Below are 15,501 nucleotides of genomic sequence, written 5' to 3'. Positions count from 1 at the left end.
TGTGGAACGCGTGACTCACCGTCAACCGGCGCGTCCGCGCGCCCCGGTCCCGCCAGACCCGCTCCACCTCGTCCAAGGCGTCGACAGCACCCGACACCACGACCGACGTCGGACCATTGACCGCCGCGATCCCGACCCGGTCGCCCAGCCCGGCGAGAGACTCCACCACCGCAGCCTCGTCCGCCGCCACCGCCAACATCCCGCCACCGGCCGGCAGCGCCTGCATCAACCGACCCCGCGCCGCCACGAGGGCACACGCGTCCGCCAGCGACAGCACGCCCGCGACGTGCGCCGCCGTCACCTCGCCGATCGAGTGACCGGCCAGCGCGTCGGGCACGATCCCGAACGACTCCACGAGACGGAACAACGCCACCTCGACCGCGAACAGCCCGGCCTGCGTGAAGACGGTCTGATCCAACAGCTGCGCCTCGGCACTGCCCGCCTCCGCGAACAACACCTCCCGCAGCGGACGCGGCAGCAGCGCGTCGAGGTGACCGCACACCTCGTCCAGCGCGGTCGCGAAGACCGGGAACAGGGCAGACAACTCCCGACCCATGCCCGCGCGCTGCGCACCCTGACCCGAGAAGAGCAGCGCGAGCTGACCGCGCGCGGTGGCGGCACCGGTCACGACCGCTCCGGAGGGCTCGCCCGCGTCGAGGGCCCGCAGCGCGGAGAGCAGGTCGTCGCGGTCGGTCACCACGGCGACGGCGCGCTGCTCCAGCGCGGGCCGGGTGGTGACGGAGGACCAGGCCACGTCCAGCGGACGCATGGCCTCGTCGGCCGCGAGCCAGCGCGCCCACCGGCCCGCCTGGCCGGCCAGGGCCGCGTCGGAACGCGCGGAGAGCAGCACCGGCACCACCGGCGGCACGTCACGGGCGACGATCTCACCCTCGACCGCCTCGGCGGGCGGCTGCTCGATGATCACGTGCGCGTTGGTGCCGGAGATCCCGAACGACGACACCGCCGCCCGACGCGGCCGGTCCACCTGCGGCCACGGGGTGGGCTCGGTGGCCAGAGCTACCGCCCCGGCCGTCCAGTCGATGTGCGGGGACGGCTCGTCGACGTGCAGGGTCGGCGGGACGAGGCCGTGCCGCATGGCCAGCACCATCTTGATCACGCCGGCCACGCCGGCGGCGGCCTGGGTGTGCCCGATGTTCGACTTCACCGACCCGAGCAGCAGCGGCCGGTCCTGCGGACGCTCCTGCCCGTACGTCGCCAGCAGCGCCTGCGCCTCGATCGGATCGCCCAACGTGGTGCCGGTGCCGTGCGCCTCGACGGCGTCCACGTCGGCCGGGGTGAGCCGCGCGTTCGCCAGCGCCTGCCGGATCACCCGCTGCTGCGAGGGGCCGTTCGGCGCGGTCAGACCGTTCGACGCGCCGTCCTGGTTCACGGCCGTGCCGCGTACCACGGCATAGATCTTCCGGCCCTCGCGCTGGGCGTCGGAGAGGCGCTGCACCAGTAGCACGCCGACGCCCTCGGACCAGCCGGTGCCGTCCGCCGACGCCGCGAACGACTTGCAGCGGCCGTCCTGCGACAGGCCCCGCTGCCGCGAGAACTCGATGAACGTGCCCGGGGTCGCCATCACCGTCACACCACCGGCGAGCGCGAGATCGCACTCACCGCTGCGCAGGGCCTGCGCGGCCAGGTGCAGCGCCACCAGCGACGACGAGCAGGCCGTGTCCACGGTCACCGCCGGGCCCTCCAGCCCGAACGTGTACGCCACCCGACCCGACAGCACGCTGCCCGACGTGCCCGTGCCGACGTATCCCTCCACCTCGGTCGGCAGGTCCATCAGCCGGGAGGCGTAGTCGTGGTACATGACGCCGGCGAAGACACCGGTCCGGCTGCCCCGCAACCGCTGCGGATCCAGACCCGCCGACTCGAACGACTCCCACGACGCCTCCAGCAGCAACCGCTGCTGCGGATCCATCGCCAGGGCCTCACGCGGCGAGATGCCGAAGAAGGCCGGGTCGAACTCGGCCGCCCCGTAGAGGAAACCACCGTGCCGGGTGTACGACGTGCCGCTGCGGTCCGGGTCCGGGTCGAACAGCGACTCCAGGTCCCAGCCCCGATCCGCCGGGAACTCGGAGATACCGTCACCGCCGCCGGCCAGCAACTCCCACAGTTCGTCGGGAGACTCCACGCCGCCCGGGTAGCGGCAGGCCATGCCGACGATCGCGATCGGGTCGTCGGTGCCGACGACCGTACCGGCGACCGGGCCGGCGGTCGACCCACGAACGCCGGCCAACTCCGACCACAGGTGCTCGGCGAGCACGGCCGGGGTCGGGTAGTCGAACACCAGCGTCGAGGCCAGCCGCAGCCCGGTGGCCGCGTTCAACCGGTTACGCAGGTCCACCGCCGTCAGCGAGTCGAAGCCCAACTCCCGGAACGCACGGTCCGCCGGCACCGACTCCGCGCCACCGTGCCCCAACACCTGCGCCACCAGCCCGCGCACCAGCACGTCGACCTGGGCCCGGCCCTCGCCCTCGGTCAGCCCGGCGAGCCGGTCGGCCCAGCCGCCACCGCCCTGCCCCGCCTGGCGGCGGGTGCTGGTCACGCCGATCAGGGTGCGCAGCACGGCCGGCACGGGGCCACCGGAGGTCGCCGCCCGCAGCGCGGGGACGTCGATCACGGCCGGCACCAGCGCCGCCCGGTCGGCGCCCAGGGCGGCGTCGAACAACTCCAACCCGACCTCGGCGCTCATCGGCGTCAGACCCGCCCGGGTCGAGCGCGCCCGGTCCGCGTCGTCGAGGGACGCCGCCATGCCGGGGGTGTCCCACATGCCCCACGCCAGGCTCACCGCCGGCAGACCCAACTGCCGCCGGTACACGGCCAGGGCGTCCAGGAACGCGTTACCCGCCGCGTACGCCGACTGACCCGGCGAACCCAACACCCCCGCCACCGACGAGAACACCACGAACAGGTCCAGGTCCAGGCCCGCCGTCGCCTCGTGCAGGAACCAGCCCGCCGACACCTTCGGCGCCAGCACCCCGGCAAGACGCTCGGCGGTCAGCCCCTCCACGACACCGTCGTCGAGGACACCGGCGGTGTGCACCACACCCGCCAACCGGCCCTCGGCTGCGATCTCGGCGACCAGCGCGCCGACCTGGTCCCGGTCCGTCACGTCACACGCCGCCACCCGCACCGACGCGCCCAGCGCGGTCAGGCGCTCCGAAAGCTCACCCGCACCCGCGGCCTCCGGGCCACGCCGCGAGACGAGCACCAGGGAGCGCACGCCGTGCACCGACACCAGGTGCTCCGCCACGAGCGCGCCCAGCGCACCCGTACCGCCGGTAACCAGCACGGCGCCGTCACCCAGAGCGGGCGTCTCCGCCGCCGTGAAGCCGGCCCGGACCAGGCGCGGCGAGTACACGCCGCCGCTGCGGACGGCCAGCTGGCCGCCGGTCGCGGCCGGGTCCCGCAGGACGCCGTCCAGCAGGTCCACCAGCACGGAGTCCGGGTCGCCGTCGACGTCCGCGAGGACGATGCGGCCCGGGTGCTCCGACTGCGCCGACCGCAGCAGACCCCACACCGCCGCACCCGCCAGGTCGACCATCCGGTCCTCGTCCCCGACGGACACGGCGCCCCGGGTCACCACGACGAGCCGCGAGTCCGCCAGGGCTTCCGCCGCCAGCCAGGACTGGACGGTCGCCAGCACGTCCGAGGTCACCGCGCGGACCGACTCCGGCGTCCCCGCCACCGGCCCGGGCGTCGGGAACACCGGCAGCAGCAGCGTCCTGGGGACGGACTGCTCCCCCGCAACCGTCGCCACGTCGGGGTACGCGACCAGCCCGACCCGTGCCGCCAGCTCGGCCGGCACCTCCCGGGAGCCCGTCAGCAGCGCCCACCCGGAGTGGTCCCCGGCGGGGGTCGCCTGCACGGCCGGCCACCGCAGCTCGAACAGGGACCGCGATGCCACGCCCGACGCGGCCGCGCCGGTCAGCTCCCGCAGGGCGAGGGAGTCCACCGACACCACCGGCGCGCCCGCCTCGTCGTACGCGGTCAGCCGGAAGCCGGAGCCGTTGCGGGTCAGGTGCACCCGCAGGATCGCCGCGCCCGAGGCGTACACCTGCACGCCCTGGAACGCGAACGGCACCCGCGGCCCACCCGACTCCTCGCCACCCAGCAGCAGCCCGATCGGGTGCAGGGCGGCGTCCAGCAGCGCCGGGTGCACGCCGAAGCCGGCGGCCTCCGCCCCGGCGTCGTCCGGCAGGACCACCTCGGCGTACGCCTCGCCGCCGCCGGTCCAGGCACGCCGGAGCCCCTGGAAGACCGGCCCGTACGTCAGGCCGTGCTCCGCCAGCGCCGGGTACCAGCCGGCCAGGTCCACCTCGGAGGCCCCGGCAGGGGGCCAGGTGACCGTGGCGGGCTCGTCGGCGGTGACCGCCTCCAGCACGCCCTCCGCGTGCCGGGTCCAGCCGGCCTCGGGGTCGTCGTCGGGCCGGGAGTAGACGGCGACGGCGCGGTGCGCCGAGTCACCGGCTGCGTCCACCCGCACCTGGATCCGTACGCCCCCGGTCGCCGGGACGACCAGCGGCGCGGCCATGGTCAGTTCCCGCAGCCGGGAGAGGCCCACCTCGTCGCCGGCCCGCACGGCCAGCTCCACCAGGGCGGTGCCCGGCACCAGCGTCAGCCCGGAGACCGTGTGGTCGGCCAGCCACGGGTGCGTGGCCAGGGAGAGCCGGCCCGTCAGTGCCATCTCGTCGTCGCCGGCCAGGTCCACCGTCGCGCCGAGCAGCGGGTGCTCGGTCCGGCCGAGTCCCGCTCCCGACACGTCGCCGGTGCGCGCCCGGCTGGCGGCGGGCCAGTAGCGCTGGTGTTGGAAGGCGTACGTGGGCAGGTCGACCCGACGCGCGCCGGTGTCGGCGAACCACTGCGTCCAGGTCACCGAAACCCCGTGCACGTGCAGCTCGGCCAGGGCGTGCAGCAGCGCCTGTGCCTCCGGCCGGTCCCGGCGCTGCACGGCCACGGCCAGCGCGTCCCCGTCGGGCAGCACGTCGGCGGTCATCGCGGTCAGTACGCTCTGCGGCCCGACCTCCAGGAACGTGTCGACACCGGCGGCCCGCAGCGCCGTGATTCCGTCGGCGTAGCGGACGGCCTCGCGGACGTGCCGCACCCAGTACTCCGGCGTGCGGATCTCGTCACCGGCCAACGCACCGGTCACGTTCGACACCACCGGCAGCAACGGCGCCGCGAACGTCAACCCGTCCAGGACCGCACGGAACTCGTCGAGCATCGGCTCCATCAGCGGGCTGTGGAAGGCGTGGCTCACGGTCAGTCGGCGGGTGCGGGTGCCCCGGTCGCGCCAGAGCCGCTCCACCTCGTCCAGCGCCTCGACGGCACCGGAGACGACCACGGCCGTCGGACCGTTGACGGCAGCAATGCCCACCCGGTCGGCGAGGCCGGAGATCGACTCCACCACCGCCGCCTCGTCGGCCGCCACGGCCAGCATCCCGCCACCCGTGGGCAGCGCCTGCATCAACCGGCCCCGCGCGGCGACGAGGGCGCACGCATCTGCCAGGGACAACACCCCCGCCACATGCGCGGCCGTGACCTCGCCGATCGAGTGACCGGCCAGCGCGTCGGGCACGATCCCGAACGACTCGACGAGACGGAACAGCGCCACCTCGACGGCGAACAACCCGGCCTGCGTGAACACCGTCTGGTTCAGCAACTCCGCCTCGGCACTGCCTGCCTCCGCGAACAGCACCTCCCGCAGCGGGCGCGGCAGCAGCGGATCCAGGTGACCGCACACCTCGTCCAGCGCCACGGCGAACACCGGGAACAGGGCGGACAGCTCCCGGCCCATGCCGGCGCGCTGCGCACCCTGGCCCGAGAAGAGCAACGCGAGCTGGCCCCGCGCGGCGGCGGCACCGGTCACGACCGTACCGACGGGGTCGCCGCCGGCGAGGGCGGCCAACGCCGCCACCAGGTCGTCCCGGTCGGCGGCGGTCACGACCGCCCGGTGCTCGAGCGCGGGTCGGGTGGTGACGGAGGACCAGGCCACGTCCAGCGGACGCGGGGCCTCGTCGGACGCGAGCCAGCGCGCCCACCGGCCCGCCTGGCCGGCCAGGGCCGCGTCGGAACGCGCGGAGAGCAGCACCGGCACCACCGGCGGCACGTTCCGGGCGACGATCTCACCCTCGATCGCCTCGGCGGGCGGCTGCTCGATGATCACGTGGGCGTTGGTGCCGGAGATCCCGAACGACGACACCGCCGCCCGACGCGGCCGGCCCACGGCCGGCCACGGCGTCGCCTCCGTCGCCAGGGCCACCGCCCCGGCCGACCAGTCGACGTGCGGGGACGCCTCGTCCACGTGCAGGGTCGGCGGCACCAGGCCGTGCCGAATGGCCAGGACCATCTTGATCACACCAGCCACACCGGCAGCCGCCTGCGTGTGCCCGATGTTCGACTTCACCGACCCCAACAGCAGCGGCCGATCGACGGGACGGTCCTGCCCATAGGTGGCCAGCAGCGCCTGTGCCTCGATCGGATCGCCGAGCGTAGTGCCCGTGCCGTGCGCCTCCACCGCGTCCACGTCGGCCGGGGTCAGGCGGGCGTTCGCGAGGGCCTGGTGAATCACCCGCTGCTGCGACGGGCCGTTCGGCGCGGTCAGGCCGTTCGACGCGCCGTCCTGGTTGACGGCCGTGCCGCGTACCACCGCCAACACGCGGTGCCCGTTGCGGCGCGCATCCGACAGCCGCTCCACGAGCAGCACGCCGACGCCCTCGGACCAGCCGGTGCCGTCGGCGGAGGCGGCGAACGACTTGCAGCGGCCGTCCTGCGACAGGCCCCGCTGCCGCGAGAACTCGATGAACGTCCCCGGCGTCGCCATCACCGTCACACCACCGGCCAACGCCAGATCGCACTCGCCACTGCGCAGCGCCTGCGCGGCCAGGTGCAGCGCCACCAGCGACGACGAGCACGCCGTGTCCACGGTTACCGCCGGGCCCTCCAGCCCGAACGTGTACGCGACCCGGCCGGACAGCACGCTGCCCGACGTGCCGGTGCCGACGAAGCCCTCGGCGTCCGGCGGCAGGTCCATCAAGCGCGAGGCGTAGTCGTGGTACATGACGCCGGCGAAGACACCGGTCCGGCTGCCCCGCAACCGCTGCGGGTCCAGACCCGCCGACTCGAAGCTCTCCCACGACGCCTCCAGCAGCAACCGCTGCTGCGGATCCATCGCCAGGGCCTCACGCGGCGAGATCCCGAAGAACCCGGGGTCGAAGTCCGCCGCCCCGTAGAGGAAACCACCGTGCCGCGTGTACGACGTGCCGCTGTGCTCCGGGTCCGGGTCGAACAGCGACTCCAGGTCCCAACCGCGGTCGGTGGGGAACTCGGAGATGCCGTCACCGCCGGCGGCCAGCAGCGCCCACAGCTGGTCCGGGCTCTCGACGCCCCCCGGGTAGCGGCACGCCATGCCCACGATGGCGATCGGCTCGTCGGTGTTGGCGGTGCGCACCGCCGTCTGGCGGGCGGCGATCTGCCCGGAGACCTGCTCGTAGAGGTGGTCGACGAGCACGGCCGGGGTCGGGTAGTCGAACACCAGCGTCGAGGCAAGCCGCAACCCGGTGGCCGCGTTCAACCGGTTACGCAGGTCCACGGCGGTCAGCGAGTCGAAGCCCAGCTCCCGGAACGCCCGGTCCGCCGGCACCGCCTCCGCGCCACCGTGCCCGAGCACCTGCGCGACGAGCCCGCGCACCAGCACGTCGATCTGGGCGCGCGCCTCGTCGGGCGCCAGGTCCGCGAGCTGGTTGGCCCAGTCGCCGCCCCGCGCGGCCCGTCGCCGCGACGCCGTCGACCCGATCAGGGTACGCAGCAGGGCCGGCACCGGGCCGGCGCCGAGTGCTGCGCGCATCGCCGGTACGTCGAGCACGGCCGGCACCAGGGCCGCCCGGTCGGCGGCCAGGGCGGCATCGAACAACTCCAACCCGACCTCGGCGCTCATCGGCGTCAGACCCGCCCGCGCCGAACGCGCCCGATCCGCCGCCTCGATCGACGCCGCCATACCAGCGGTGTCCCACATGCCCCAGGCGAGGCTGACGGCGGGCAGTCCGAGCTGCCGCCGGTACACCGCCAACCCGTCCAGGAACGCGTTACCCGCCGCGTACGCCGACTGACCCGGCGAACCCAACACCCCCGCCACCGACGAGAACACCACGAACAGATCCAGGTCCAGCGACGCCGTCGCCTCGTGCAACAACCAACCCGCCGACACCTTCGGCGCCAACACCCCAGCAAGACGCTCCGCCGTCAGCCCCTCCACGACACCGTCGTCCAGCACACCGGCCGTGTGCACCACACCCGCCAACCGGCCCCCGGCAGCGACCTCGCTGACCAACCCGAACACCTGGTTCCGGTCCGTCACGTCACAGGCCACCACCCGCACCGACGCGCCCAACGCCGACAGCCGCTCCGACAGCTCGCCAGCACCCGCGGCCTCCGGGCCACGCCGCGAGACGAGCACCAGCGAGCGCACCCCGTGCACCGACACCAGGTGCTCCGCCACGAGCGCACCCAACGCACCCGTACCGCCGGTCACCAGCACAGCGCCGTCGCCCACCACGGCACCGTCCGCCGACGACGAGGCGACCGCGCGCACCAGACGCGGCACGAACACCGCACCCGACCGCACCGCCACCTGACCACCGAACGCCACCGGCTCATCGGCCACCGCAGCCAGCACACCCAGCAGCCCGGCGTCCACGTCACCGTCGACGTCCGCCAGCACGATCCGACCCGGATGCTCCGACTGCGCCGACCGCAGCAGACCCCACACCGCCGCACCCGCCAGGTCGACCACCCGATCGTCGGCACCCACCGACACCGCACCCCGGGTCACCACCACCAACCGCGACTCCGCCAGGACGTCCGCCGCCAGCCAGGACTGCACCGTCGCCAGCACGTGCGACGTCGCCGTGCGCACCCCGTCCGGGACGGCGGCACCCGACGCGTCGACCGGCAGCACCAGCCGCGTCGGCGCGGACACCTGACCGGCGTCGACCGCCGCGGCGAGGGCCTCGACGTCGCCGTACGCCGGCAGGTCGACGCCGACCGGCGCGCCCACCAGCGCCCACCCGGAGGCGTCCCCGGCCGGGCTGACCTCCTCGGCCTGCCAGGCGACCTCGAACATCGAGCGGCCCGCCGCGCCCGCAGCGGGTACGCCGGTCAGTTCGCGCAGGACGAGGGAGTCCACCGACACGACGGCCGCGCCCGACTCGTCGCCGGCGACCAACCGCACCGCCGAGCCCGTACGCGTCAGCCGCACCCGCAGCACCCGCGCACCCGAGGCGTGCACCTGCACACCCTCGAACGCGAACGGCACCCGCGGCCCACCCGACCCCTCCGAGCCCGGCAGCAGCCCGATCGGGTGCAGGGCGGCATCCAGCAGCGCCGGGTGCACGCCGAAGCGCGCCGCCTCCGTCGCCGCCTCGTCCGGCAGGGCCACCTCGGCGTACACGCCATCGTCGGCGGTCCACACCCGGCGCAGCCCCTGGAACACCGGCCCGTACGTCAGGCCGTGCTCGGCCAGCGTCGGGTACCAGCCCGCGACGTCCACCTCGGAGGCGCCGACCGGCGGCCACTCCCCCACGCCCGGCTCGTCGGCCGACGCCGGCTCCAGCACGCCCTCCGCGTGGTGGACCCACTCGGCCTCCGGGTCGCCCTCGGACTGCGAGTGCACGGCAACGACCCGGGTGCCCGCCTCGTCGGCCGCGCCGACGCGCACCTGCACCCGCACCGCGCCGCCCTCGGGCAGCACCAGCGGCGCGGCCACGGTCAACTCCCGTACCCGCGACGCGCCCACCTCGTCGCCCGCCCGCACGGCCAGCTCCACCAGGGCGGTGCCGGGCACGATCACCACGCCGGAGACGACGTGGTCGGCGAGCCACGCGTGGGTGGCGAGCGACAGCCGGCCGGTCAGCACGACCATGTCGGCGCCGGCCACGGTGACCGCCGCGCCGAGCAGCGGGTGCCCGGCCACGCCGAGGCCCGCGCCGGACACGTCGGCGGTACGCGCCTGCCCCCCGCCGAGCCAGTACCGCTGGTGCTGGAAGGCGTACGTGGGCAGGTCGACCCGGGCGGCGCCGGCGTCGGTGAACCACTGCGTCCAGGTCACCGGGACGCCGTGGACGTGCAGGTCGGCGAGGGCGTGCAGCAGTGCCTGCGGGGCGGGACGGTCCCGGCGCTGGACGGCCACCGCGAGCGCGCCCTCGGCGAGCAGGTCGGCGTTCATCGCGGTCAGCACGCTCTGCGGCCCGACCTCCAGGAACGTGTCGACACCCGCCTCGCGCAGCGCCGTCACCCCGTCGGCGTAGCGCACGGCCTCGAGCACGTGCCGCACCCAGTACTCCGGCGTGCGGATCTCGTCACCGGCCAGCGCACCGGTCACGTTCGACACGATCGGCAGCAACGGCGCCGCGAAGCTCAACCCGTCCAGAACTGCCCGGAACTCGGCCAGCATCGGCTCCATCAGCGGACTGTGGAACGCGTGACTCACCGTCAGCCGACGGGTGCGGACACCCCGCTCGCGCCAGGCCCGCTCCACCTCGTCCAAGGCGTCGACAGCACCGGAGACCACCACTGCGGCCGGCCCGTTGACCGCCGCGATGCCGACCCGGTCGCCCAGCCCGGCGAGAGACTCCACCACCGCTGCCTCGTCGGCGGCCACCGCCAGCATCCCGCCACCGGCCGGCAGCGCCTGCATCAGCCGGCCCCGCGCCGCGACGAGGGCGCACGCGTCCGCCAGCGACAGCACGCCCGCGACGTGCGCCGCCGTCACCTCGCCGATCGAGTGACCGGCCAGCGCGTCGGGAACGATCCCGAACGACTCCACGAGGCGGAACAACGCCACCTCGACCGCGAACAACCCGGCCTGCGTGAACACCGTCTGGTCCAGCAAGCCCGCCTCCGGGCTGCCCTCGACCGCGAACAGCACCTCCCGCAGCGGACGCGGCAGCAGCGCGTCGAGCTGCGCGCACACCTCGTCCAGCGCGGTCGCGAAGACCGGGAACAGGGCGGACAGCTCCCGGCCCATGCCCGCGCGCTGCGCACCCTGGCCGGAGAAGAGCACGGCCAGCTGCGTACGCGTCGTGCCGGTGCCGGTGACCACGGCGGTGGTCGGCTCACCGGCGGCGAGGGCGCGCAGCCCGGCCAGCAGTTCGTCCCGGCCGGTCGCGGTGACCACCGCGCGATGCTCCAGCACGGCCCGGCTGACCGTCGACGACCAGCCGACGTCGACGGGGCGCAGCTCCTCGTTGCCGGCGATCCAGCGGGCCCAGCGCTCCGCCTGCGCCGCGACGGCGACCTCGGACCGGGCCGACAGCAGCACCGGGGCCGGCACCTTCCCGGCGGCGGATTCGTCGCCGGGCGTCGGCGCGCCGGCGCCCCGGGTCGGCTCCGCCTCGGCGGGCGGCTGCTCGATGATGACGTGCGCGTTGGTGCCGCTGACGCCGAACGACGAGACCGCCGCGCGCCGGGGACGGTCCGCGGTGGGCCAGTCGCGCGCCTCGGTGAGCAGGGAGACGGCCCCGGCGCTCCACTCGATGTGCGGGGACGGCTCGTCGACGTGCAGCGTCGACGGCAGCAGACCGTGGCGCATCGCCATGATCATCTTGATGATGCCGGCCACCCCGGCGGCGGCCTGGGTGTGCCCGATGTTCGACTTGATCGAGCCCAGCCACAGCGGCCGGTCGACGGGACGGTCCTGCCCGTACGTCGCCAGCAACGCCTGCGCCTCGATCGGATCGCCCAACGTGGTGCCGGTGCCGTGCGCCTCCACCGCGTCCACGTCGGCCGGGGTCAGGCGGGCGTTCGCCAGCGCCTGACGGATCACCCGCTGCTGCGAGGGGCCGTTCGGCGCCGTCAACCCGTTCGACGCGCCGTCCTGGTTGACGGCGGACCCGCGTACGACCGCCAGGATCCGCCGGCCCTCGCGCTGCGCGTCCGAGAGGCGCTGCACCAGCAGCACGCCGACGCCCTCGGACCAGCCCGTGCCGTCCGCCGACGCCGCGAACGACTTGCAGCGACCGTCCTGCGACAGGCCCCGCTGCCGCGAGAACTCGATGAACGTCCCCGGCGTCGCCATCACCGTCACACCACCGGCCAACGCCAGATCACACTCGCCACCGCGCAGCGCCTGCACGGCAAGGTGCAGCGCCACCAGCGACGACGAGCACGCCGTGTCCACGGTGACCGCCGGGCCCTCCAGTCCGAACGTGTACGCCACCCGGCCGGACAGCACGCTGCCGGAGGTGCCGGTGCCGAGGTAGCCGCCCACGCCCTCGGGCAGGTCCTGCACGCCGGAGGCGTAGTCGTGGTACATCAGCCCGGCGAAGACGCCGGTCCGGCTGCCGCGCAGCCGCGACGGGTCGAGGCCGGCGGATTCGAACGTCTCCCACGACGCCTCGAGCAGCAGGCGCTGCTGCGGGTCCATCGCGATCGCCTCGCGAGGCGAGATGCCGAAGAAGTCCGGGTCGAACTCGGCGGCCCCGTAGAGGAAGCCACCGTGCCGCGTGTACGACGTCCCGGGGTTGTCCGGGTCGGGGTGGAAGAGGCGGTCGAGGTCCCAGCCCCGGTCGGTGGGGAACTCGCCGATGCCGTCGGCCCCGGCGGCGACCAGCTCCCACAGTTGCTGCGGGCTCGTCACGCCGCCCGGGTAGCGGCAGGCCATGCCGACGATGGCGATCGGCTCGTCGACGGTGGTCGCCCGCACGGCGTGCTGCTGGTCGGCGACCTGGCCGGAGAGCTGCTCGAACAGGTGCTCCGACAGGGCGTCGGGGGTCGGGTAGTCGAAGACGAGCGTCGACGTGAGCCGCAGCCCGGTCGCGCTGTTGATCCGGTTGCGCAGCTCGACGGCGGTCAGCGAGTCGAAGCCCAGCTCCCGGAACGCCCGGTCCGCCGGCACCTGGTCGGCGCCGCTGTGGCCGAGGACCTGCGCGACCATCCCGCGGACGAGCAGGGCCACCTGCGTCCGCGCCTCCTGCGGGTCGAGGCCGGCCAGCCGGTCGGCCCACGCTCCGCTGCCGGAGCGGCGGCGCTTCGCGGTCGGACCCACCAGGGTCCGCAGCATCACCGGCACCCGGCCCGCGGCGGTCTGCGCCCGCATGGCGGGCAGGTCGACCACGGCCGGCACCAGTGCCGCGCCGCCGTGGGTCAGGGCGGCGTCCCACAGCCCGAGGCCGACCGGCGCGGTCATCGGGACCAGCCCGGCCCGGGTCACCCGGGCCCGGTCGGCCTCGTTGATCGACGCCGCCATGCCGTCGGTGTCCCACATGCCCCACGCGAGGCTGACCGCGGCCAGCCCCCGCTGCGCCCGCAGCACGGCGAGGGCGTCCAGGAAGGCGTTGCCGGCCGCGTAGGCGGCCTGGCCGGGAGAGCCGAGCACGCCGGCGACGGAGGAGAAGAGCGCGAAGAGGTCGAGGTCCAGCTCGGCGGTCGCCTCGTGCAGCCACCAGCCCGCCGTGACCTTGGGGGCCAGCACGTCCGCCAACCGGTCGGCGGTGATGCCGCTGACCACGCCGTCGTCCAGGACGCCGGCGGTGTGCACCACCCCCGCGAGGCGGTCCTCGTCGGTGATCGACCGGATCAGCTCGCCGACCCGGGCGCGGTCGGTCACGTCCGTGGCGACCACCCGCACGGCGGCGCCCAGCGCGGCCAGCCGCTCCACCAGCAGGTCGGCGCCGGGAGCCGCCGGGCCCTGGCGGGACGCCAGCACCAGCGAACGCACGCCGTACGCGGTGACGAGGTGTTCGGACAGCAGGGCGCCGAGCGATCCGGTGCCCCCGGTGACCAGGACGGTTCCCCGGCCGAGGGTCGTCGGGGTGTGCGCGGCGCCGGTGGCGCGAATCAGCCGCGGCAGGTACGCCGTGCCCGCCCGCACCGCGAGCTGCCCGTCGAGGGCGGGGTCGTCGGCGGCTGCGGCGAGCAGGGCCAGCAGGTCGGCGTCCAGGTCGACGTCGGGTTCCAGGTCGGCCAGCACGATCCGGCCGGGGTGCTCCGACTGGGCCGAACGCAGCAGGCCCCAGACCGCCGCCCCGGCCAGGTCGGTGACGTGGTCGTCCGTGCCGGTGGCCACCGCGCCGCGGGTCACCACGACCAGCCGCGAGTCCGCCAGGGAATCGGCGGCCAGCCACGCCTGCACCGTGGCGAGGACGTCCGCCGTGACCGAGCGGACCGCGTCGGGCACGTCCGCCCCGGCCGCCACCGGGGGGACGGGCAGCAGCAGCGCCGCGGGGGCGGAGGCGGTCGCGTCCGTCACCGCAGTGGTCACCGCCCCGCACCTTCCGGCGTACGCCGGAAGGTGCGGGGCGCCGTCGAGCGGGCGGTGGCCGAGCACCGCCCAGCCCTGCGGGGCGTCGGAGGCGGTGATCTGCTCGGGCTGCCAGGAGACCTCGAACAGGGAGCGCTGTGCCTCGTCCGGGGCTGCCGCCATGCCGGTCGTCTCACGCAACGTCAGCGAGTCCACCGACACCACGGGCACACCCGTCTCGTCGACGGCGACCAGGCGCACGGAGCTGCCGGAGGCGGTGAGGCGGACCCGGAGCGTCCGGGCCCCGACCGCGTGGACCTGCACCCCTTCGAACGCGAACGGCACCCGGGCCCCGCCGCCCGCCTCGTCGGCGGGCAGCAGCCCGACGGGGTGCAGGGCGGCGTCCAGCAGCGCCGGGTGCACCCCGAAGCCCGCCGGATCCCCGGTCACCTCGTCGGGGAGGGCGACCTCGGCGAACACCTCGCCCTCGGCGGTCCACGCCCGGCGCAGGCCCCGGAAGGCCGGCCCGTAGGAGAGCCCGTGCTCGGCCACCGCCGGGTACCAGCCGGTGACGTCCACCTCGGACGCGCCGGGCGGCGGCCACGCTCCGAGGGTGGGCTCGTCGGCCGTGGGGGTGCCGACGAGGCCGTCGGCGTGCCGGGTCCACCCCTCCTCCGGGGCGTCCTCGGGCTGGGAGTGCACGGTCACCGACCGGCTGCCGGTCCCGTCGACGGGACCAACGCGGACCTGCACCCGTACCCCACCGCCGGTGGCGGGCAGCAGGAGCGGGGCGAGCACGGTCAGCTCACGGACGCGGGAGGCAGCGACCTCGTCGCCCGCCCGGACGACGAGGTCGACCAGGGCGGTGCCGGGCACGACCACGGCGCCGGCCACGACGTGGTCGGCGAGCCACGGGTGGGTCGAGACCGACAGCCGGCCGGTCAGCACCACCATGTCCTCGCCGGCGACCGACACCGTCGCGCCGAGCAGGGGGTGCCGCGCCACGCCGAGGCCCGCCCCCGAGACGTCGGCCGACTGGCTGGCCGGGGGCAGCCAGTACCGCTCCCGGTGGAAGGCGTACGTGGGCAGGTCGACCCGGCGCGCGCCGGTGTCGGCGAACCACGACTGCCAGGTCACCGGCACCCCGTGCACGTGCAGCTCGGCCAGGGCGTGCAGCAGCGCCTGCGCCTCCGCCCGGTCCCGGCGCTGCACCGCGACCGACAACACGGCGCCATCGTCCGGCAGCACGTCGG

The 15,501-nt window shown here is 75.2% G+C and carries 1 protein-coding gene; it reads right to left on the bottom strand.

The annotated features are described in order from the left end of the window. Positions 1-15,501, bottom strand: a 15,501-nt coding sequence (locus V6U77_RS28295) for an SDR family NAD(P)-dependent oxidoreductase (RefSeq protein WP_442934530.1), incomplete at both ends; no start/stop codon positions are given.

The sequence above is a fragment of the Micromonospora sp. CPCC 205546 genome (genome assembly GCF_036902715.1).
Taxonomy (GTDB): Bacteria; Actinomycetota; Actinomycetes; order Mycobacteriales; family Micromonosporaceae; genus Micromonospora.
This window is presented reverse-complemented; position numbering and strand designations above follow the sequence as displayed.